The sequence below is a fragment of the Mycobacterium sp. SMC-4 genome, from assembly GCF_025263265.1.
Lineage (GTDB): Bacteria > Actinomycetota > Actinomycetes > Mycobacteriales > Mycobacteriaceae > Mycobacterium.
The window spans coordinates 3,538,903-3,559,585 of sequence record NZ_CP079869.1 but is presented as its reverse complement, the minus strand read 5'-3'; the positions used below and the strand labels follow the sequence as shown (position 1 = coordinate 3,559,585).

General features: G+C 65.9%; 19 protein-coding genes. 10 read left to right on the top strand and 9 right to left on the bottom strand.

Annotated elements, in window-relative coordinates:
- Window positions 1–34: 34 nt before the first annotated feature.
- From iolD to iolC, 4 genes are read right to left on the bottom strand one after another with little or no spacing between them, the layout of a single operon-like run.
- Window positions 35–1,984: a 3D-(3,5/4)-trihydroxycyclohexane-1,2-dione acylhydrolase (decyclizing) gene (iolD, locus tag KXD98_RS16820; protein ID WP_260759504.1), complete on the bottom strand. Its 1,950-nt coding sequence runs from the start codon at window positions 1,982–1,984 to the stop codon at window positions 35–37.
- A gap of 12 nt (window positions 1,985–1,996) precedes the next feature.
- Window positions 1,997–2,884, bottom strand: a complete 888-nt coding sequence (gene iolB / locus KXD98_RS16815; RefSeq protein ID WP_260759503.1) for a 5-deoxy-glucuronate isomerase — start codon at window positions 2,882–2,884, stop codon at window positions 1,997–1,999.
- Window positions 2,881–3,795: an aldolase gene (locus KXD98_RS16810; protein ID WP_260759502.1), complete on the bottom strand. Its 915-nt coding sequence runs from the start codon at window positions 3,793–3,795 to the stop codon at window positions 2,881–2,883. Before KXD98_RS16810 ends, iolB begins: the two co-directional genes overlap by 4 nt.
- Window positions 3,788–4,789 carry a 5-dehydro-2-deoxygluconokinase gene (gene iolC / locus KXD98_RS16805; protein ID WP_260759501.1) on the bottom strand — a complete coding sequence of 334 codons (1,002 nt, stop codon included), beginning with the start codon at window positions 4,787–4,789 and terminating at the stop codon, window positions 3,788–3,790. Before iolC ends, KXD98_RS16810 begins: the two co-directional genes overlap by 8 nt.
- 156 nt (window positions 4,790–4,945) lie before the next feature.
- On the opposite strand from iolC, the gene KXD98_RS16800 reads away from it, so the two are divergent.
- Window positions 4,946–5,677, top strand: a complete 732-nt coding sequence (locus tag KXD98_RS16800; RefSeq protein ID WP_260759500.1) for a GntR family transcriptional regulator — start codon at window positions 4,946–4,948, stop codon at window positions 5,675–5,677.
- A 30-nt stretch (window positions 5,678–5,707) separates the two neighbouring features.
- Here the strand turns inward: KXD98_RS16800 and KXD98_RS16795 are convergent, their stop codons facing one another.
- Window positions 5,708–6,532 carry a TIM barrel protein gene (locus KXD98_RS16795; RefSeq protein ID WP_260765254.1) on the bottom strand — a complete coding sequence of 275 codons (825 nt, stop codon included), beginning with the start codon at window positions 6,530–6,532 and terminating at the stop codon, window positions 5,708–5,710.
- Window positions 6,533–6,945: 413 nt separating this feature from the next.
- Between KXD98_RS16795 and KXD98_RS16790 the strand changes: the two genes are divergently transcribed.
- The 5 genes from KXD98_RS16790 to KXD98_RS16770 all read left to right on the top strand — a co-directional run bounded on the left by KXD98_RS16790 (window position 6,946) and on the right by KXD98_RS16770 (window position 10,714).
- Window positions 6,946–7,962, top strand: coding sequence for a substrate-binding domain-containing protein (locus tag KXD98_RS16790; RefSeq protein WP_260759499.1), 1,017 nt, complete (start codon window positions 6,946–6,948; stop codon window positions 7,960–7,962).
- 18 nt (window positions 7,963–7,980) lie between these two features.
- Window positions 7,981–9,039 (top strand): ABC transporter permease, encoded by a 1,059-nt coding sequence (locus tag KXD98_RS16785; RefSeq protein WP_260759498.1) that lies wholly within the window; start codon window positions 7,981–7,983, stop codon window positions 9,037–9,039.
- A 4-nt stretch (window positions 9,040–9,043) separates the two neighbouring features.
- Window positions 9,044–9,868, top strand: a complete 825-nt coding sequence (locus KXD98_RS16780; RefSeq protein ID WP_260759497.1) for an ATP-binding cassette domain-containing protein — start codon at window positions 9,044–9,046, stop codon at window positions 9,866–9,868.
- A 67-nt stretch (window positions 9,869–9,935) separates the two neighbouring features.
- Window positions 9,936–10,418: an SRPBCC family protein gene (locus tag KXD98_RS16775; RefSeq protein ID WP_260759496.1), complete on the top strand. Its 483-nt coding sequence runs from the start codon at window positions 9,936–9,938 to the stop codon at window positions 10,416–10,418.
- A 152-nt stretch (window positions 10,419–10,570) separates the two neighbouring features.
- On the top strand, window positions 10,571–10,714 hold the full coding sequence (locus KXD98_RS16770; protein WP_260759495.1) for a hypothetical protein: 144 nt from the start codon (window positions 10,571–10,573) through the stop codon (window positions 10,712–10,714).
- Between the two features lie 3 nt (window positions 10,715–10,717).
- Here KXD98_RS16770 and KXD98_RS16765 read toward each other — a convergent pair whose 3' ends face one another.
- From KXD98_RS16765 to KXD98_RS16750, 4 genes are read right to left on the bottom strand one after another with little or no spacing between them, the layout of a single operon-like run.
- Entirely contained in the window at window positions 10,718–11,680 is a 963-nt protein-coding gene (locus KXD98_RS16765) for a Gfo/Idh/MocA family protein (RefSeq protein ID WP_260759494.1), read from the bottom strand.
- The gene (locus KXD98_RS16760; RefSeq protein ID WP_260759493.1) at window positions 11,677–12,549 is read right to left on the bottom strand and encodes a sugar phosphate isomerase/epimerase; all 873 of its coding nucleotides are present in this window, start codon (window positions 12,547–12,549) and stop codon (window positions 11,677–11,679) included. Before KXD98_RS16760 ends, KXD98_RS16765 begins: the two co-directional genes overlap by 4 nt.
- Complete coding sequence (locus KXD98_RS16755) at window positions 12,546–13,562, bottom strand: Gfo/Idh/MocA family oxidoreductase (RefSeq protein WP_260759492.1); 1,017 nt, start codon at window positions 13,560–13,562, stop codon at window positions 12,546–12,548. Before KXD98_RS16755 ends, KXD98_RS16760 begins: the two co-directional genes overlap by 4 nt.
- On the bottom strand, window positions 13,559–14,737 hold the full coding sequence (locus tag KXD98_RS16750; RefSeq protein ID WP_260759491.1) for a phytanoyl-CoA dioxygenase family protein: 1,179 nt from the start codon (window positions 14,735–14,737) through the stop codon (window positions 13,559–13,561). The genes KXD98_RS16755 and KXD98_RS16750 overlap by 4 nt, the downstream gene beginning before the upstream one ends.
- A gap of 135 nt (window positions 14,738–14,872) precedes the next feature.
- Between KXD98_RS16750 and KXD98_RS16745 the strand changes: the two genes are divergently transcribed.
- From KXD98_RS16745 to mobA, 4 genes are all read left to right on the top strand, one after another.
- The gene (locus KXD98_RS16745; protein WP_260759490.1) at window positions 14,873–15,883 is read left to right on the top strand and encodes a LacI family DNA-binding transcriptional regulator; all 1,011 of its coding nucleotides are present in this window, start codon (window positions 14,873–14,875) and stop codon (window positions 15,881–15,883) included.
- Between the two features lie 340 nt (window positions 15,884–16,223).
- Window positions 16,224–18,182, top strand: coding sequence for a 2-oxoacid:acceptor oxidoreductase subunit alpha (locus tag KXD98_RS16740; protein WP_260759489.1), 1,959 nt, complete (start codon window positions 16,224–16,226; stop codon window positions 18,180–18,182).
- A gap of 30 nt (window positions 18,183–18,212) precedes the next feature.
- Window positions 18,213–19,298 carry a 2-oxoacid:ferredoxin oxidoreductase subunit beta gene (locus tag KXD98_RS16735; RefSeq protein WP_260759488.1) on the top strand — a complete coding sequence of 362 codons (1,086 nt, stop codon included), beginning with the start codon at window positions 18,213–18,215 and terminating at the stop codon, window positions 19,296–19,298.
- 43 nt (window positions 19,299–19,341) lie between these two features.
- On the top strand, window positions 19,342–19,947 hold the full coding sequence (mobA, locus tag KXD98_RS16730) for a molybdenum cofactor guanylyltransferase (RefSeq protein WP_260759487.1): 606 nt from the start codon (window positions 19,342–19,344) through the stop codon (window positions 19,945–19,947).
- The last annotated feature ends 736 nt before the right edge of the window (window positions 19,948–20,683 follow it).

Here is a 20,683-nt window from a genome sequence, read left to right as displayed (position 1 = left end):
GGGCCGTGATGGTGCTCATCTTCTGCCTTCGTGACTAGCGGTCCGACGGGTTGACCAATGGTCGCTGGACCTTTTTCCAGTCCGCGTACCGCTGGTAGGCCTGCTGGGTGGACTCCAGCGTCGAGACCTCGCTGACCGGGACGTCCCACCAGGAGTGACTGTCGGGCGCGAAGACCATCGGATCGGTCTCGACGTGGATGACCGTGGTGCGGTCGCTGGCTTTGGCAACCTTGACCGCGTCGGTGAACTCGGCTGAGGTGGTGACGCGGATGACCTCGGCGCCCAAACTGGCCGCATTGGCAGCCAGGTCGACCGGCAGCTTGTCCCCGTCGAGTCGGCCGTCCTGCCCCCGGTACCGGTACGCGGTGCCGAAACGTTGTGAGCCCACCGATTCCGACAGGCCACCGATCGACGCGAAGCCGTGGTTCTGCACCAGCACCGGGATGATCTTGACCCCCTCCTGAACGGCGGTGACCAGTTCGGTCGCCATCATCAGGTACGAGCCGTCACCCACCAGGACGAAGACATCCCGGTCCGGTGCGGCCATCCGCACGCCGATCCCGCCGGCGATCTCATATCCCATGCAGGAGAACCCGTATTCGACGTGGTAGCCCTTACGGTCACGCATGCGCCACAGCTTGTGCAGATCGCCCGGCATGGACCCGGCCGCGCACACCACGACGTCGCGGGGGTCCGACAGCGTGTTGACCAGGCCGATCACCTGATTCTGGTTGAGTGCGACGCCCTCCTCGGTGCGGTAGGCCGCCGACACCGTGTCGTTCCACTCGGTCATGAGCTCACCGATCCGCGCCGCGTAATCCTCGCCGACGGTGTACCCGTCGAGCAGGTCGGTGAGAGCGTCGAGGGCCTCCCGGGCGTCGGCCACCACGCTGATCGCGCCCTGCTTCACCGAATCCAGCGAGGCTACGTTGATGTTGACGAACCGGACCTCGGGATTGTTGAACGCGGTGCGTGAGGCCGAGGTGAAATCGCTGTACCGGGTCCCGATTCCGATGACCACATCGGCCTCGGCGGCCAATGCGTTGGCTGCGGTGGTGCCCGTCGAGCCGACCGCGCCGACCGAGCGGGGGTCGTCGTGCAGCAGAGATCCCTTACCGGCCTGACTTTCCGACACCGGGATTCCGGTCTTGGCAACGAAATGGGCGAGAGCGTCGTTGGCGCCTGAGTAGATGACTCCGCCGCCGGCGACGATCAACGGCTTGGTGGCCGTTCGTATCACCTCGGCAGCCTTGTCGATCACCGAACGCTCCGGAAGTGGGCGGGCGATATGCCATGTCCGCTCGGCGAACAGCGACACCGGCCAGTCGAACGACTCGGCCTGGACGTCCTGCGGAAGGGCCACCGTCGCGGCCCCCGTTTCCACCGGGTCGGTGAGCACGCGCATCGCGCCGAGCAGAGCCGCCGGCAGCTGCTCCGGGCGCCATACCCGGTCGAAGTAGCGCGACAGCGGCTTGAACGCGTCGTTGACGGTCACATCACCACTGGACGGCAGTTCGAGCTCCTGGAGCACCGGTGAACTCACCCGGGTGGCGAACGTGTCTGCCGGCAGCAGCAGCACGGGAAGACGATTGATGGTGGCCAATGCCGCGCCGGTGAGCATGTTGGTCGAGCCGGGGCCCACGCTGGCGGTGACTGCCCACGCCTGGATGCGGTCCTGTTGGCGGGCGTAGGCCACCGCGGTGTGCACCATGGCCTGCTCGTTGCGTCCCAGCACGTACCTCAGGCCGGGCTCGCGACCGGCCTCGTGGGCCAGCACCTCGTCCTGCAGCAGCGCCTGCCCGATGCCGGCCACATTGCCGTGGCCAAAGATGCCGAGGCAGCCGGCGAAGAACTTGCGCCGCAACCCGTCCCGGTCGACGTACTGGTTGGCCAGAAAGCGCACGGTTGCCTGGGCGACGGTGAGCCGCACGGTGGGTTCACGGTCGACGATCTTGTCGGTCGACTTCGGCGCGGTGGAAACCACAGGTCTCTTCTCCTATCCAGCCGGCGATTGCGTCACGGAGGTCGAAGTGAACGGCAGGCGGGGGTCGATCTGCTGGTGTTCCCAGCTGCTGCGTAGCCAGGTGTGGTTCGGGTCGTCACAGATGAGCCAGGCGCGATTCGGCCCGGAGCCGGCCATCACGTTGAGGTAGTACATGTGGTGGCCGGGCGCTGCGATCGACGGCCCGTGGTACCCATGCGGGACCAGCACCACATCCCCGGTGCGGACCTCCTCGAGCACCTCGATCGGACGCTGCGGGGTGCCATAGACCCGGTGATATCCGAATCCTGGTGTGCCTGCTGGACTGTCGTCGACCTCGAAGTAGTAGATCTCCTCGAGTTGGGTCTCGACATCTGTGTTCTCGTCGTGTTTGTGGGCGGGGTAGCTCGACCAATTGCCGCCGGGCGTGATCACCTCACACGCGATCAGCGAGTCCGCCTCGAACGCGGTGGCGGTGCCGAAGTTGTGCACCTGTCTGCTGCAGTTGCCCGCACCGCGCAGTTCGACAGCGACATCGGCCGCGGCGACACGTCGGTTGGGATAGGACTTGGCCGCCCTGGCACCGCAGATCGCGATCCGTCCCCAGCCGGTCACGGTGTAGGTCTGCGCGACACCGAGATACACCATGTCTGCCGGACCGTCGAACACCGATGTGCGGGGCGACAACTCGTACACCTGCCCGTCGCACTCGACGGAGCCGCCGCCGGCCAGCGGCAGGATCATCACTTCGGTGTCGCCGGTGCCCAACGACACCGACTCGCCCTCGGCGTCCAGATCCAGGACGTGCAGCGAGCACTCGGCCCAACCGGCGTCCGCCGGTGTGATCGCGACGGAATACGGTGCGGTCGCACTGCCTGCGGGAATGTAGAGCTTGGACCTCATCGGACCATCGCCACCGCGGTCGCGACCGCCGAGCTGACATCGTCGTCGGGTGGGTAGAGCAAGGTGCGGCCCACGATCAGGCCCCGCACCGACGGCAGCGACAGCGCCTTCTCCCAACTGGCGAACGCCTCATCCGGATCGGTCGGGTCCCCGCCGAGCAGCAGGGTCGGCATCGTGGTCGACTCCATCACCCGGTCCATTTCGTCGACCACCGGGAGCTTCATCCACGTGTACGCCGAGGTCGAGCCGAGGCCCTGGCCGATGTGTACCGACTTGATCACCGCATCGGGGGAGAGGTTGTTGCGAACCTTGCCCTCGACCCGCGACGATATGAAGGGCTCCAGCATCGCGATCAGACCGTGGGCTGCGAGCTCGTCGATGGCCTGTGCGCATGCCGCCAGGGTGGCCACCGTGCCGGCGTCCTGGAGGTCGATGCGGCACAACATCTTTCCGCCGTTCATCCGCGCGGCAGCGGTGGACGCCGCAGTGGCTCCGGTCATCCGATCGTCGAGTTCGAACGACGAGCCGGCCAGACCACCCCGGTTGAACGACGAGAACACGACCTTGTCCTCCAGCGCGCCCATGAGCACCAGGTCGTCGAGGATGTCCGCGGTAGCCAGCACGCCGTCCACACCCGGGTCGGCGAGCGCCGCGCGCAGCCGGTCGAGCAGGTCTGTGCGGCTGTTCATGGCGGTGGGCCGAGACCCGACGGCGAGCGCACCCCGGGCCGGGTGGTCGGCGGCGACGACCATCAGGCGCCCGTCTCCGCGCACGGTGGGACGCGTCGTCCGGTGTGCCCAGGCGCGTGCGACAGCGTCCGGGTCGGTCGCGCGGAGCTCGGTGACTGCCGCGTAATCGCCGCACGCCGCCTCTCTGGGCCGTCCGCCATCAGACGGGGCAAGTTCAGACATTGACAGCCTCGATCGCGGTTCGCTCGGCGAGTTCGGCGACCTCGGCGGCGGTGGGCATCGCAGTCGAACATTCCAGCCGGCCGGCTACGATCGCCCCCGCGGCGTTGGCGTAGCGCAGTGTCTTCTCCAACGGCCAGCCGCGCAGCAGTCCATGGCACAGGCTGCCACCGAACGCGTCACCGGCCCCGAGACCGTTGATCACGTCAACGTCGTTGGGCGCCACGGTAACCGACGATCGGCGGGTCTTGCCCAGCACCCCCCGGGGCCCTTGCTTGACGATGGCCAACTCGACGCCGAGGTCGAGCAGCGCATCGGCGGCCTTGTGCGGATTCGACTCGCCGACGGCGATCTGGCACTCCTCGCGGTTGCCGACCGCGACGGTCACGTGCGCGAGCGCCTTCTGAACCTGCTCGGTGGCGGCGCCCGGAGTGGCCCAGAACATCGGGCGATAATCCAGATCGAGGACTGTCAGCGGTGTCCTGCTCACTCGACCATCCGTCGCTTCGCGCCCCTTGGCGCGAGCCTCCCACGCTGCGAAATGGGCGCTGCGGCTTGGCTCTTCGGAAAGTCCGGTGACGGTCGACCAGAACAGCCGTGCTGACCGCACGGCTTCGGCGTCGATTTCGTCGGGCCGGATCTGCAGATCCGGGGCGCTGGGCTTGCGGTAGAAGTACAGCGGGAAATCGTCGGGTGGGAAGATCTCACAGAACGTCACCGGCGTCGGGAACTCTGCGTGGACCGTCACGAATCGGTTGTCGACATCCAGGCGGGACAGCTCGGCCCGCACATAGCGGCCGAACGGATCCTCACCCACTCCGGAGATCAGCGCCGACCGATTGCCGAGACGGGCCGCGGCGACCGCGACGTTGGCAGCGCTGCCGCCCAGGAACTTGCCGAATGTCTCGACATCTTGGAGGCCGACACCGACCTGCAAGGGGTAGACGTCGACACCGCTGCGCCCGATGGCGAGAACGTCATACGGCTGATGGGTCATCAAAGTCACTCCGACGGATCGATGTGGGTGGCTGATGACGACTGTGCCCCTCGTGACCTCACCATGTCAAGAGTTTGTCCTGACATTCTATCTTTATCTCAAGCGGTGTTACGATGCAGCTACGGTTGACAGGCCCAACCCGAGATCGGAGCTGACGTGCCCCTGACAGTGGAGCTCGACAGGTCAAGCCCGGTTCCGCTGTATTACCAGTTGGCCCAGGCGATCGAGGCTGCGATCAGGGACGGCGAACTCGCACCAGGTGACCGCTTCGAGAATGAGCTCGCGCTGGCGAAGCGCCTGACGTTGTCGCGTCCCACCACGCGCCGCGCAATCCAGGAGCTGGTCGACAAGGGGCTGCTGGTGCGCAAGCGGGGGGTCGGCACGCAGGTCGTGCAGAACCCGGTACACCGTCGAGTTGAGCTGACCAGCTTGTTCGACGACCTGACGCGCGCCGGGCAGGAACCCACCACGCGGTTGCTCAAATTCCATGTCGGCCCGCCCGACGAAGAGGTTGCCCGCGAGTTGAACCTGGCCGAAGGTCGAGACGTCGCCGCGATCCACCGGTTGCGTTGCGCCAACGGCGAACCGCTGGCACTGATGATCAACCACCTGCCGGCCGATCTTGCCCCGGATGCCGCCGAGTTGGAGGTCAGCGGTCTCTATCAGTCGTTGCGTGCCCGCGGTGTGCACATCCGGTTGGCCCGGCAGCGCATCGGCGCGCGCAGCGCGACCCGCGCCGAGGCGCAACTGCTGGACGAGAAGCCGAACGCTCCGCTGCTGACGATGACTCGCACCGCATTTGATGACTCGGGCACCGCCGTGGAATTCGGTAACCACTGCTACCGTGCGTCGCGCTACTACTTCGACACCACGCTCGTCGACCGCTGACGCCTCGGTTGTCGAGCGCCGCCCGTCACGTCACGAGAAAGCGGCGCGAAACGCCGCCAGGGCAGCCTCACTGCCCGCGGTGCCGGCATGGGAAGCCCAGGCTTCCAGACCGACCGTCGCGGTGTAGCCTGCGTCGCGCAGAACGGCGGCGATTGCGGGATAGTTGATTTCGCCGGTGCCGGGTTCGCATCGACCGGGTACATCGGCGACCTGTATCTCGCCGATGGCATCGCCGCAGCGGCGGATCAGCTCGATCAGATTCCCCTCCCCGATCTGGGCGTGGTACAGGTCGAGCATCATCTTGACGTTCGGACGACCGACCGCCTCGACGAGGGCGAGCGTGTCCTTCGCCCGAGCCAGCGGAACGCCCGGGTGATCGACGATGGTGTTGAGGTTCTCCAGGCAGAACGTCACACCCGCCGCTGCTCCGAGCTCGCCGATACGCTCCAAGGTCCGGGCCGCGGTCAGCCACATCCGGCCGGTACTGCGCTGCCTGGGCCGCGCCGCCTGACCGTCGACGAGTTCGGCGGTATGCAGATTCAACCGGGTAACCCCAAGTGTTTCAGCCGCTTTGATGCTCAGCTCGGCCGTCCGCACCAACTCGTCGCAGGTTGCCGGATCGATCAGATCACCGTGCAGATAGCCCGTCATAGAGGTGATCGGCACCCCGGTGGCTGCTATCGCCGTGAGGTCTTTGTCGTGCCAGCTCCAGATCTCGGCGGCGAAACCGAGGTCCCCGATGCGTCGCACCCGCTCGATGATGGGCAGGTCGGTGAAGACCATCTCCGCGCAGACCGACAACGAAAGCTGCGCACCGGAGGGCTCGGCACCAGCGGCGATCGCGGGGGTGGGCATGAGGAGCTCCGAATCTGGCGCGGGGTGCGGCCTCGTCTGACACGACGGGCTGAATGTTCTAGACCGTAAGTCGTCGCCGAGGGCCGCGTCAACGGTGGACTGATCCGGCCCGGCCCGGGCGGACGTGCGATCGCGGATGGCGCGCGCGAGCGAAAAATGGCTGTGGCCAAGCTCATTGGGCATAGAGTGTGACGTCCGACGCGGCCGGCCATCGGGCGGCGTCGACGGAGCCCTCCACTGCCCTGAACTGCGACGAACTGCCGAACATATGACTTGCAGTCCTAATGTCAGGACAAACTATTGACTTTCTGGTGTGAGGCGTATTACATCACCTGTGAGGCGTATCGCCCGACACAACCCGCAACGGGTCGACGTGGGCGTCGCGACAGTCTCGAAGACAAGGAGAAACTGTGATGAGCCCTCGCCTGAAGAGCGGGAAGTCGAGGATGTTCAAGCGGCTCGCGGCTGCTGCCGGGGCGGGTGTCCTGGCGTTGGGAGTCGTGTCGTGCTCGTCCACCGGCGGTGCGCCGCAACAATCCGGCGAGGGCAGTGGCGGGGGCACCGTCGACACCCCCCGGATGACGATCGCAATGATCACGCACGAGGTTCCCGGCGATTCGTTCTGGGATCTCGTCCGCAAGGGCGCCGAGACGGCGGCCAAGAAGGACAATATCGAGCTGCGCTACTCCAACGACCCCGAGGCGCCCAACCAGGCCAACCTGGTGCAGTCGGCCATCGACAGCAATGTGGACGGTATCGCCGTGACGCTGGCCAAGCCCGATGCCATGCAGGCCGCGGTGCGCGCAGCCGAGGCCAAGGGCATCCCGGTGGTGGCGTTCAACGCCGGCATGGATGCGTGGCAGGCCATGGGCGTCAAGGAGTACTTCGGGCAGGACGGCCGCATCGCCGGTCAGGGTGTGGGCGACCGGCTGCGCAGTGAAGGTGCAACCAAAGCGATCTGCGTGATCCAGGAGCAGGGTCACGTCGACCTGGAGGCCCGCTGCGCCGGAGTGCGCGACACCTTCCCGGCCACCGAGGTGCTCAACGTCAACGGCAAGGACATGCCTTCGGTCGAGTCGACCATCACCGCCAAACTGCAGCAGGATCCCGCAATCGACTACGTGGTGACCCTCGGTGCACCGTTTGCGCTGACTGCGGTGCAGTCGGTCGGAAACGCCGGTAGCAGCGCCAAGATCGGCACCTTCGACACCAACGCCGCCCTGGTGGATGCCATCCAGAACGGCGACGTGCAATGGGCCGTTGATCAGCAGCCCTACCTGCAGGGCTACCTCGCCGTGGACTCGCTGTGGCTCTACTTGAGCAACGGCAACGTCATCGGCGGTGGTCAGCCCACGCTGACGGGTCCGGCGTTCATCGACCAGTCGAACATCGAAGCAGTGGCCGAGTATGCCAAGGGCGGAACCCGCTAGCGGGGCGGAAGGTAACCCATGACTACCCCAGCAGATCTCGACGTCGCCGCCCACACGGTGGTCCGCGACGAACGTGTCAAAGAACGAAACCGGTTACAGCGCATTCTGATTCGTCCCGAGATGGGTGCCGGCATCGGCGCGATCGGTATTTTCGTGTTCTTCCTCGTGGTGGCGACCCCCTTCCGGGAGGCCTCCTCGCTGGCGACCGTGCTCTACGCCAGCTCCACGATCGGCATCATGGCGTGCGGCGTTGCGGTGTTGATGATCGGCGGCGAGTTCGACCTTTCGGCCGGCGTCGCGGTGACGTTCAGTTCACTGGCCGCCTCGATGCTCGCGTACAACCTGCACCTGAACCTGTGGGTGGGGGCGCTGCTGGCTTTGGTGCTGGCGCTGACGGTGGGCTTTTTCAACGGCTTCCTGGTGATGAAGACCAAGATCCCGAGCTTCTTGATCACCCTGAGCACCTTTTTCATGCTCGCCGGTGTCAACCTGGCGGTGACCAAACTGGTGGCCGGGCAGGTTGCCACCCAGAGCGTCAGCGATATGCAGGGATGGGATTCGGCACGCAACGTGTTCGCGTCGTCGTTCACCCTGTTCGGGGTCAGCATCCGCATCACGGTGGTGTGGTGGCTGGTCTTCACCGTCGTCGCAACCTGGGTGCTGTTCAAGACCAAGATCGGCAACTGGATCTTCGCGGTCGGCGGTGACAAGGAAAGCGCGCGCGCCGTCGGCGTCCCGGTCACCAAGGTCAAGATCGGGTTGTTCATGTTTGTCGGCTTCTGCGCCTGGTTCGTGGGCATGCACCTGCTGTTCGCGTTCAACACCGTGCAGTCCGGCCAGGGCATCGGCAACGAGTTCTTCTACATCATCGCCGCGGTCATCGGCGGCTGCCTGCTCACCGGTGGCTACGGCACCGCCATCGGTGCCGCCATCGGGGCGTTCATCTTCGGCATGACCAACCAGGGCATCGTGTACGCCGGCTGGGATCCTGACTGGTTCAAGTTCTTCCTAGGGGCGATGCTGCTGTTCGCGGTGATCGCCAACAACGCCTTCCGCAACTATGCAGCAAAGAAGTGATCCGATGACCATCTCCGTCGAAAAGCCGAGCAATGACGCGCAATCCGGCGGCAAGGTGCCACTGGTCGAACTGAAGAACGTCGGCAAGTCCTACGGCAACATCACCGCACTGAAGGGTATTTGCCTGCGGGTGCATGCCGGCGAGGTCACCGGCATCTTGGGCGACAACGGGGCCGGCAAGTCCACGCTGATCAAGATCATCGCCGGCCTGCACCAGCAGACCGAGGGTGAGCTGCTCGTCGACGGCGAACCCACCAAGTTCGGCTCTCCGGCCGACGCCCTGGGCAAGGGCATCGCGACGGTCTACCAGAACCTGGCGGTAGTGCCGTTGATGCCGGTGTGGCGCAACTTCTTCCTCGGTCAGGAGTTGCGCAAGAAGTCGTTCCCGTTCTCGTTGGATGCCAACGCCATGCGCGCCACCACGCTGTCGGAACTGTCGAAGATGGGGATCGACCTGCCCGACGTCGACGTCCCGATCGGATCGCTCTCGGGTGGACAGAAGCAGTGTGTTGCGATCGCCCGGGCGGTGTTCTTCGGGGCCAGGGTGCTCATCCTGGACGAACCGACGGCGGCACTGGGCGTCAAGCAGTCCGGGGTGGTGCTCAAGTACATCACCGCAGCCAGGGAGGCGGGTTTCGGCGTGGTGTTCATCACGCACAACCCGCACCACGCGCACATGGTCGGTGACCATTTCGTGCTGCTCAACCGGGGCCGGCAAAAGTTGGACTGTACCTACGACGACATCACGCTGGAGCATCTGACTCAGGAGATGGCCGGCGGGGACGAGCTGGACGCCCTCACCCACGAGCTGCGCGCCGCCAAGCAGTAGCGCAGAGCACCCCGAGCCGCGCCCCGCCGACCGATTGGCCGGCGGGGTGCGTGGGTACGCGAGTCCGATGACCATCTCCCCGCTCAAGACCGAGAAGTCAGGTCCCAAGACCGTCAGCCGCAGCATCCAGGTTTCGGCGCCCGTTGCCGAGATATTCGGGCTGATCGCCGACCCGCACCGGCACCCCGAGATCGACGGGTCAGGCACGGTCCGGGGCGCAGACCAGTGCCAGATCAAGGGACCCCACCGGCTTGCCGTCGGCGACAAGTTCACCGTCGGGATGACCCAGTACGGGATCCCGTACAAGATCACGTCGACCGTCACCGCCGTGGAGGAAGACCGCCTGGTCGAATGGCAGCACCCGCTGGGCCACCGCTGGCGGTGGGAACTGGCCGAAGTCGGCCCGGGAGCGACGAAAGTGACCGAGACGTTCGATTACTCCACGGCCAAGGTGCCGTTTGTCATCGACCTGCTCGGTATGGCGAAAAAGAACGCCGACGGTATCGAGTCCACCCTGCTTGCCCTGGCCAATCGGTACGACGCGCACTGAGGCGGCTGGGGGTCTCAGCCCAGGTCCGGCTCTGTCCCAGGGGTTCGGCAGTGTGACGTTGGCAACTGCGAACCGAGCGTTCACTGTCTCGACATGGTGTCGGTGCTGCTGTCGTCGGGCCGAGCACGCCGACGCCCGGCACAATGGTGGCCATGGACAGTGATCGCGAACCCCGGCTGCACGCGCCGGTCTGGCGTGACCCGATGTCGGCGGGGTGGCGCGCGCATCGCGGGCTGCTGCTGCTGCGTCTGCGCTGGCATGAGCGGCGGGCCGCGGCGACCGAGCGGCAGGACTGACGGCTAGCGCGGGTTCATGCCCGCGGCGCGGTACGCGTCGTCGATCAGGGCCATGTTGGCGACCGCGTCGGCAGTGTCGAGCGGGACCGGCGCGCCGTGCAGGACGTGCGCGGCGAACGCCTCCAACTGATACGAGTAGGACGGCCGGGTGCCGTGGTGTTCGACCGTGGTCCCGCCCTCGGTGCGCACGGTCAGCCGGTCGTCGTCGGCGGGCTTGATGAAGTTGTGCGCGAAAGCTTCCCCGCGCGTGCCGATCAACCGCAGGGTGAACGAATGGTCGTCGTCGACCATCGAATTGGTCGTCAACCCCGTCACTCCCGACGGGAACACCAGCTCCGCGTCGAACCGCTCGTCCACACCGGGGGAGCGTTGCACCGCCGTCGCCGACACGACCGTCGGTGTGCCGAATCGGCGCATGACATGCAGCCCGTAGCAGCCCAGGTCCATCAGCGCTCCACCGGCCAGCTCCAGTGACCACCGCGGGTCCTCCGGCGGTGGTGCCGGCATGCCCATCCGGACCTCGATGCGGGTGAGATCACCGAGTGTGCCGTCGACGGCCAGTGCCAGTGCCCGCTGGTTGATCGGATGGAAGAGATAGTGGAAGCCCTCCATCACGGTGACGCCCGCGGCCTCCGCTGCGGCCGCGACCCTCGCCGCCTCCACGCGGTCACGGGCGAACGGCTTCTCGGTGAGCACCGGTTTCCCAGCTGCCACCGCGGCCAGGTTCCACGGGGCGTGCAGGCCATTGGCGAGCGGGTTGTAGATGACATCCACGTCGGGATCGGTCACAAGGTCCCGATAGGACGCGACCACCCGCTCAACTGCGTACTTGTCGGCGAATACCTCGGCGCGCAGCCGATCCCGCGCTGCCACCGCGACGAGTCGGTACCCCAACTCCTCGGCCGGCCTGACAATCGCCGATTCGGCGATGCGCGACGCGCCCAGTATGCCGATCCGCAGCGTCACGAGCGGACGCCGGCCGCCGCGTCCTGCAGGTAGGCGACACTGGCGAGCACATCGCCCAACGGACCGGAGCCGGCGGGTTCGGTGTCGAGGATCTTATCCTGTTCCATCACGTACCAGCCGTCGAAACCGTTGTGCTCCAAAGTTTTCACGATCCCGACAATGTCCACGTCACCGGCGCCGAGCGGCACGTACATGCCCGCGGCGACGGCCTGGGTGTAGGTCAACTCACCGGACTGCACCTTCGCGGCCAGCCCGGCATCGACATCCTTGAGGTGGGCGTGCTTGATCCGCTCGGGAACCTCCATGGTCAGCGCCAGCGGATCGGTTCCACCGATCAACAGGTGACCGGTGTCCAGACACAGTGGCACCGAGGAACCCGCCAGCACGCGGTCCACTTCGGCGCGGGTCTCCACCATCGTGCCCACGTGGGGGTGCAGGACAGCGGTCAGACCCCGTGCGGCCACCATGGCCGCCAACCGGTCGAGGTTGGACAGCAGTGTGACCCATTGTGTCTCGTCGAGAATCGGCCGTTGGTCGTAACCGTCCATGCCGGTGGCCGCCGCCAGTACGACGACACCCGCCCCGGCCGCAACCAGTGACTCCAGCGGCCCGGCCAGGTCGTCGGCGGGGTCGTGGTCGTCCCGGTACAGCACCACCGGAACGAACCCGCCGACGCACTCCAGCCCGTGATTGCCAAGCAGTCGTACCAATTCGACGGTGTCGGTGGGCAGAAAACCCTCGGGTCCCAATTCGGTTGCGGTCAGCCCCGCCTGCCCCATTTCCGTCAACACGCGGTCCGAACTCAACTGGTAACCCCAGCCGGGCACCTCACACACACCCCAGGAGATGGGTGCACCTGCGATCTTCACTTTTTGACCTCCTCGATGGTCACCGGGACGCCCCGGCGTAGAGACTCGGTGGCGGCCTCCGCGATCCACGCGACCTCCACGGCGTCGGCGACGGTGGCGCCGCCGATCGGGCCGCCCTCAACAACTTTGACGAACGCGCTCAACTCGGCGCGGAACGCCTCGGTGAACCGGTCCATGAAAAAGTGGTGTGGCGGTCCGGCGGGGAATGCCCCGGGGGAGCAGAAATCCGGGTCTGCGTTGCCGACCGGAACGCCTTGATCCCAGCCGGCGACAACGGTGTCCTCGAAACCGTGCACCTCCAGCCGGCAGTCGTAGCCGCGACCGTTGTACCGCGCCGCGGATACCAAGCCGAGTGCGCCGCCGTCGAAACGGACCACCACCGCCGCGGTGTCGACATCGCCGTACTCGGCGAACACCGGATCACCCTGCACGCTGCCGGTGGCATAGACCTGCACCACATTCTGGCCGGTGATCCAGCGGATCACGTCGAAATCGTGGACCGTGCAGTCACGGAAGATGCCGCCGGAACTCTTGATGTAGTCCATCGGCGGGGGTGCGGGGTCCATCGTGGTGCTGCGGACGGTGTGCAACGCACCCAGTGAGCCGCCGTCGACGGCCACTTTGGCCGCGGCGAATGCCGCGTCGAACCGGCGCTGGTAGCCCACCTGTACCGGTACTCCCGAGGCCGCGATGATCTCGGCCACACGCGCGCTTTCGGCGGCGGTGGAGGCGATCGGCTTCTCACAGAACGTCGGCAGGCCACGTTCGACCGCGGCAAGGGTGAGCTCCGCGTGTGCCGGCGTCGCGGCAGCAACCACGACACCGTCGACGCCGTGGTCCAACAGTTGTTGCACCGATTCGGCCGGGGTGGCGCCGTACTTCGCGGCCACCTGACTCACCACTTCGGGTCGCTCGTCGGTGATCACGAGTCCGGACACCTCCGGCAGGTTGGTCAGCGTTTCGGCGTGAAATGCGCCGATCCTGCCGAGGCCGATGAGGCCGAGCGTGGTCATGGAGTTCTCCGTTCGTTCTGGGCGTCGAGCACGGTGTCGAGTTCTTCTTCGGTCAGGTTGTCGGCCAGTGCGTCGAGCACGGTGTCGACCTGGCTGGGTGGTGCCAGGCTGCCGATCGGCTGATCGCTGTCGAGGTTGGTGGGAAACGCATAACCCTCGGCGGTGGCCACGACGACGTTCTCGATGTCGCGGTGGGGTCGGCCGGCGGCCTGCATGGCTCTCAGCGCCGGGTAGACGGCGCGCACCATCGCGGTGCGGTCGACGGCCTCCATCGCCCGGCCGAACGGCGAGCTGATCTGCATCAGGTTCGCGATGCGCCGGATGTCGCCGGAGACATTCGTTCCGGCGCCGTGATACAGGGCCGGGTTGAAGAACACCGCGTCACCTTTGGCCAACGGCAGTTGCACGTGGTGGGCGGTGAAGTAGTCCACGAACTCGGGGCGGTTGAACGCGATGTAACCGCCGGTGAAGCGCTGCGAATGGGGGAGCAGCATCGTCGGTCCACTCTCGATCGGCATGGCGCAATGCGCGACGGCCCCCTGCAGTGTCAGCGTCGGAGAGGCGCGGTGCATGTGTGCCGGGTAGGCCGCCAGATGCTCGCCGGCAACGAAGCCAAGGTGATAGTCGCGGTGCGGAACCTGGGCGGTGCCACCGGGGTTGACGACATTGACCTGCGAAGTCACCTGGTAACGGGGACCCAGCCAGGCCTGGCAGACCAGCGCCAGGGCATCGTTGGCGTAGTAGTCGGCGAACACCTGCGGATCGTGCAGCGCGAGCTTCTGTGCGGCGTTCCAGATCCGGTCGTTGGCGCCGGGTTCGCCGAAATGGTCACCCGCGGCGCGGCCGCCGGCGTGCTGGGCATCGATGATCGCGAAGAATGCGTCGCTGGCACGGTCGACCACGTCGGTGCCGAACGCCTCGGTGAGCACCACAACGCCGGGCCCGTCGGCAAGGGCCTCGATGAGTTCGGCCTGCACGGCCCGTCGGTCGGCGACACGGGCCAGCGCCGGCGCGGAGTAGATCAGCACGTTGGCGCGCACATCGGCGGCGTGCGGGTAGTCGCAGACATCGGTGTCGCGTTCGACTTGCCGACGGAAGTCATCGAGATCGATGTCGGATTCGGTCAGCCAGGGCCGGGACTCCCGGGTCAGCGGAGTGTGAACGGGCGGGGCCATGGCAGTAGTCTTGCTGTGATAGGGACCGCAATCAACGGCAGAAAGCCATCAAAAAACCCTCACAATGGCGGGTCTGCGGGCCGTCGTGACGTCCCGCCGCGCAAGGCCGAGCAGCTCGAAGGGAGAGGGGTAGGGGTGCCGCACCGTTACAAGGTCCGCGAGATCGCCCAGCAGGCGGGGCTGAGCGAGGCGACCGTCGACCGGGTTCTGCACAACCGCCCCGGGGTTCGGGAGAACACCGTCGCCGAGGTCAACCAAGCCATCGCCGACCTCGACAAGCAACGTGCCCAGCTACGGCTCAACGGACGGCGATATCTGATCGACGTGGTCATGCAGACCCCGCAGCGCTTCTCGGACGCGTTCCGCGCCGCCGTGGAGGCCGAGCTGCCCGCATTTGCCCCGGCGATGTTGCGCGCGCGGTTCCACCTGTGGGAGACAGGGTCCGCCGCGCAGATGGTGGACGCGCTTGACCGCATCCGCGGCAGCCACGGTGTGGTGCTCAAGGCCCAGGACGACCCTGAAGTGGCCGATGCTGTCGACCGTCTCGTTGCTTCCGGGGTGCCCGTGGTGACCTACACGACCGACATACCCGCAAGCACCCGCTGCGCCTATGTGGGCATCGACAATCACGGCGCGGGGGTCACGGCCGCCTATCTGATGCAGCAGTGGCTCGGCGAGCGGCCCTCGGATGTGTTGATCACGCTGAGCCGCACGGTGTTCCGCGGTGAGGGCGAGCGGGAGGTCGGGTTCCGGTCGGCGTTACGCAGCTCCGGAAGGGCCATCGTCGAGGTCAGCGACAGCGACGGCATCGACGCCACCAACAAGCGCCTGGTGCTCGACGCGCTGGAGGCCAACCCGCAGGTGCGGGCCGTCTATTCGGTCGGCGGGGGCAACGTCGCCACGGTCGCGGCGTTCGAGGGGATCGGCCGCGACTGCTACGTCTTCATCGCCCACGACCTCGATGCCGACAACCGTCGATTACTGCGGGATGGACGGATATCGGCCGTGCTGCACAACGACCTGCGCGCTGACGCACGCCTGGCGCTGCGACTGCTGCTGCAGGAACGAGGTGCGTTGCCGTTCGAGCCGGTTCGTCCAGTACCGATCCAGGTCGTGACACCCTTCAACGTGCCGATGCATCACTGATCGGACCATTGCCGGTGCGTGCGGGCGGCTACTGATCAGTAACCAATTCTAAGAAAGCTGGACCGCCGCGACCTGTCTCGCGAACGTGACGAACAACACACTTTTGTCTCATGTCACCGTGGAGCGACGCTCTGAACAGTGCGTTCCGGCGGCGTCCACCTGTGCGCCACCTGCGCGCCCGGTATAGGACTACCTAAGAGAAGTGCAATAATCGGTACTGGCAGTGACATCAAACTTTGGTGGACGACCACTGGCGGCGCGTCAACGTGACTGCGACTCGGTGGAACTTCGCCAGATGCGGGCCCCCGCAGCACCCGGGGACGACACGGAAGGCGAGCGAGTGGGAGACAACGGCGGCGCGGCGGGAGCGCCTCGGCAGAAGCTGGAAAAGGTCGTCATCCGGTTCGCCGGTGACTCCGGTGACGGTATGCAGCTCACCGGTGACCGGTTCACCTCCGAGGCGGCGTTGTTCGGCAACGACCTGGCGACCCAGCCGAACTACCCGGCCGAGATCCGCGCGCCCCAGGGCACGCTGCCCGGTGTCTCCTCGTTCCAGATCCAGATCGCCGATTACGACATCCTCACCGCAGGTGACCGGCCCGACGTGCTGGTCGCGATGAACCCGGCCGCGCTCAAGGCCAATGTCAGTGACCTGCCCCGGGGCGGGCTGATCATCGCCAACTCCGACGAATTCACCAAGCGCAATCTGGCCAAGGTCGGCTATGACGCCAACCCGCTGGAAAACGACGAGCTCTCCGACTACGTCGTGCAGGCCGTCGCCATGACCACCCTGACGCTGGGCGCGGTGGAATCGATCGGCGCCAGCAAGAAGGACGGCCAACGCGCCAAGAACATGTTCGCGTTGGGCCTGCTGTCCTGGATGTACGGCCGCGAGCTTGAGCACAGCGAAGCATTCATCCGCGAGAAGTTCGCCCGCAAGCCCGAGATCGCCGAAGCCAACGTGTTGGCGCTGCGGGCGGGCTGGAACTACGGCGAGACCACCGAGGCGTTCGGCACCACCTACGAGGTCGCCCCAGCAAAGCTCAAGACCGGCGAGTACCGCCAGATTTCGGGAAACACAGCGCTGGCCTACGGGCTCGTGGCGGCCGGCCAGCTGGCCGATCTGCAGATCGTGCTGGGCACCTACCCGATCACGCCGGCCTCGGACATCCTCCACGAGCTGTCCAAGCACAAGAACTTCAATGTGATGACGTTCCAGGCCGAGGACGAGATCGCCGGGATCGGCGCGGCAATCGGTGCGTCCTACGGCGGTGCGCTGGGCGTGACCAGCACGTCGGGCCCGGGCATTTCGCTGAAGTCGGAAGCCATCGGCCTGGCGGTGATGACCGAGTTGCCGCTGATCGTCATCGACGTGCAGCGCGGCGGCCCGTCGACCGGGCTGCCGACCAAGACCGAGCAGGCCGACCTGTTGCAGGCGATGTTCGGGCGCAATGGAGAATCGCCGGTCGCCGTGTTGGCGCCGAGGTCTCCGTCGGACTGCTTCGACATCGCCGTGGAAGCGGCGCGGATCGCCATCAAGTACCACACGCCGGTCATGATTCTGTCCGACGGAGCGATCGCCAACGGATCTGAGCCCTGGCGTATCCCCGACGTCGACAGCTACCCGGCCATCGAGCACACCTTCGCCAAGGAGGGTGAGCCGTTCGCGCCCTACGCCCGAGATCCCGAGACACTGGCCCGCCAGTTCGCGGTGCCCGGCACCCCCGGCTTGGCCCACCGCATCGGTGGCCTGGAGTCGGCCAATGGTTCGGGCAACATCTCCTACGAGCCCAAGAACCACGATTTGATGGTGCGGCTGCGTCAGGAGAAGATCGCGGGGATCTCGGTGGCCGACCTCGACGTCGACGATCCGACCGGTGATGCCGAGTTGCTCATGCTGGGCTGGGGCAGCAGCTATGGGCCGATCGGAGAAGCCTGCCGGCGCGCCCGGCGCAAAGGCATCAAGGTCGCCCACGCCCAGCTACGCCACCTCAATCCGTTCCCGGCCAACCTGGGGGAGGTGCTGACCAAGTACTCCAAGGTGGTCGTGCCGGAGATGAACCTCGGACAGTTGGCCCTGCTGTTGCGCGGCCGCTATCTCGTCGACGTCCAGTCGGTGACCAAGGTGGAGGGCATGGCGTTCTTGGCCGACGAGGTCGAAGGCATCATCGATGCGGCGCTGGAGGGCACACTCGGGCAGCGGGAAATCGAGAAAGCCGAGTTCGCCCGGCTGGCGGCGGCCACCATCGAGGTGCCGGCCGCAGCGGCAGACGCGACGGGTGTGGGGGCAAACGCGTGACGAGGCCGACGAGCTTGCGGAGGAGAGCACATGACTGACCTGATCGGTCACGACCATCGAGACCTGGGCCTGACGGCGCTGAGCAAGACGAGCCTGGTGCCCACGACGGACCAGCCGCAGAAGGCCAAGGACTTCACCAGCGACCAGGAGGTGCGCTGGTGCCCGGGGTGTGGGGACTACGTCATCCTCAACACCATCCGCAACTTCCTGCCCGAGTTGGGGCTGCGGCGCGAGAACATCGCGTTCGTCAGCGGCATCGGCTGCTCCAGCCGTTTCCCGTACTACCTGGAGACCTACGGCTTTCACTCGATTCACGGTCGCGCCCCGACGATCGCCACCGGGCTCGCGCTGGCCCGGCCCGACCTGTCGGTGTGGGTCGTCACCGGCGACGGCGACTCGCTGTCGATCGGCGGCAACCACCTGATCCACGCGTTGCGCCGCAACGTCAACATCACGATCCTGCTGTTCAACAACCGGATCTACGGGCTGACCAAGGGGCAGTACTCACCGACCTCGGAAGTCGGCAAGGTCACCAAGTCCACCCCGATGGGTTCGCTGGACCATCCGTTCAACCCGGTGTCGCTGGCATTGGGTTCGGAGGCCACCTTCGTCGGTCGCGCGCTGGACTCCGACCGCAAAGGCCTCTCGGAGGTTCTGCGTGCCGCAGCCGCGCACCGCGGCGCAGCGCTGGTCGAGATCCTGCAGGACTGCCCGATCTTCAACGACGGTTCATTCGACGCGCTGCGCAAAGAAGGCGCCGAAGATCGCCTGGTCAACCTCACCCACGGCGAGCCGATCACCTTCGGCGCCGACGGTGCGTACTGCGTCATCAAATCCGGGTACGGCCTCGAGGTCGCCAAGACCGCCGACGTGTCCGCCGACCAGATCGTCGTCCACGACGCACACCTGGAGGACCCCGCCTACGCATTCGCGCTGTCCCGGCTGTCCGAGCAGAATCTCGACCACATGGTCATGGGTATCTTCCGCCAGGTGGGCAAACCCACCTACGACGACGCCGCGCGCGAACAGATCAGCACCGCTCGTGCCGCCAAGCCGCATGACAAGGCTGCGCTGCAGGCGCTGCTGCGGGGTAAGGACACGTGGACGGTCGACTGATCGGCTGCCGTCGCTGACGGAGTCGGTGGGATAACGTCACCCTGTGACGACCTCGCCACCGTTGGCTGCCGTGGTGCTGGCCGGGGGCGCGTCCCGCCGGATGGGACGCGACAAGGCCACGCTTCCCATTGCCGGCCCGTCCGGATCCACCACGATGGTCGAGCGCGTGGTCGCGGTCGTCAGTTCCCGATGCGCTCCGGTCTTCGTCGTCGCCGCACCGGGACAGGCGCTGCCGGAGTTACCCGCCTCATCGATCCTGCGCGATCAGGTGCAGGGGGTGGGACCGCTGTTGGCCACCGGGCGGGGCTTGCGCGCTGCCGCTGATGCCGGCGTCGAGTACGCCTTCGTGTGCGCTGTCGACATGCCGCTGCTGACCGTCGACGTCATCGACCTGCTCGCCGAGCCGGCGCACCGACTAGGGGTGGATGTCGTTCTTCCGTGGGATGGACGCGACCATTTCTTGGCGGGCATCTATCGCACCGCGCTGGGTGCTCGGGCGACCGCACTGATCGAGGCCGGCCACCGCAGCATGCGTGCGCTGGTGGATTCTGTCGACACTCAGCGCATCGTGCTGCCCGAGCAGGCGGCGCTCACCAACGTCAACACCGTGGAAGACTTCTCGGCCATCGAGCCTCCCCAGTGGAGCTAGCAAATTAGATTCCCGAATAAAACTGGAATCAATCAGGCCGCAGCGCGAATTCACGAGGTTATCAAATCGAAATTATTGTCGTGATAAACGGCGGCCGAGTTGCGATCGTGCGCCAGGGTTGGCAGGCTGGCCCTCAGTAGTTGTCAGAGGTTTAAACCCTTGTCCTGCAACATGATCCGCAACACGGTAGCCACAATATTGTGGATTTGCAACAGCAATCGACGCGAATCAACGGCAGCGTCGCAGCATTTACGACCACCAGGGATTTCCAGATCAAACGGGGGACCTGCATCGATGACTCATAGTGTTTGCGGCGTAGTGACTGAAACCCTCAATGCTGCAACAATATTCGTCTTGCATCAAGCTTTGGCATGCGGCCAACGATGGTAACACGTTGCAACACAGCGGTATTGATTTAGAGGTAACTCTCATCTCAGCGAACAGAATGCCTGTAATGTACCGCTAAAGGGGTCAATTCTGGCTCAGTGCAAGCACTTTTCGCGTCTGACGGGCATGTCTAGGTCGATGCGGGAGTGACCTGGTTCACATTTGACACGTGATTTGGCTCACGGAACGCATAGTTGCGATGCCGGCCGGCGGTGGCGCCGAACTCATGGATGACCTGCGACGACGGCGTCGGCGGAGGCTCGTGATCGTTTCGTTATCTGCTCGCGACACGCACTGCGGTGAATATGACTTTGCTTTGAACGCTTTGTACGGTCCCAAACGGCTCCGC

What these genes read in the sequence shown, in the direction of transcription:
- iolB (WP_260759503.1), bottom strand. Translation starts at nt 2,884, where the DNA reads ATGAGGTCCAAGCTCTACATTCCCGCAGGCAGTGCGACCGCACCGTAT.
- KXD98_RS16810 (WP_260759502.1), bottom strand. Translation starts at nt 3,795, where the DNA reads ATGTCTGAACTTGCCCCGTCTGATGGCGGACGGCCCAGAGAGGCGGCG.
- iolC (WP_260759501.1), bottom strand. Translation starts at nt 4,789, where the DNA reads ATGACCCATCAGCCGTATGACGTTCTCGCCATCGGGCGCAGCGGTGTC.
- KXD98_RS16795 (WP_260765254.1), bottom strand. Translation starts at nt 6,532, where the DNA reads ATGCCCACCCCCGCGATCGCCGCTGGTGCCGAGCCCTCCGGTGCGCAG.
- KXD98_RS16790 (WP_260759499.1), top strand. Translation starts at nt 6,946, where the DNA reads ATGAGCCCTCGCCTGAAGAGCGGGAAGTCGAGGATGTTCAAGCGGCTC.
- KXD98_RS16785 (WP_260759498.1), top strand. Translation starts at nt 7,981, where the DNA reads ATGACTACCCCAGCAGATCTCGACGTCGCCGCCCACACGGTGGTCCGC.
- KXD98_RS16780 (WP_260759497.1), top strand. Translation starts at nt 9,044, where the DNA reads ATGACCATCTCCGTCGAAAAGCCGAGCAATGACGCGCAATCCGGCGGC.
- KXD98_RS16775 (WP_260759496.1), top strand. Translation starts at nt 9,936, where the DNA reads ATGACCATCTCCCCGCTCAAGACCGAGAAGTCAGGTCCCAAGACCGTC.
- KXD98_RS16770 (WP_260759495.1), top strand. Translation starts at nt 10,571, where the DNA reads ATGGACAGTGATCGCGAACCCCGGCTGCACGCGCCGGTCTGGCGTGAC.
- KXD98_RS16755 (WP_260759492.1), bottom strand. Translation starts at nt 13,562, where the DNA reads ATGACCACGCTCGGCCTCATCGGCCTCGGCAGGATCGGCGCATTTCAC.
- KXD98_RS16750 (WP_260759491.1), bottom strand. Translation starts at nt 14,737, where the DNA reads ATGGCCCCGCCCGTTCACACTCCGCTGACCCGGGAGTCCCGGCCCTGG.
- KXD98_RS16735 (WP_260759488.1), top strand. Translation starts at nt 18,213, where the DNA reads ATGACTGACCTGATCGGTCACGACCATCGAGACCTGGGCCTGACGGCG.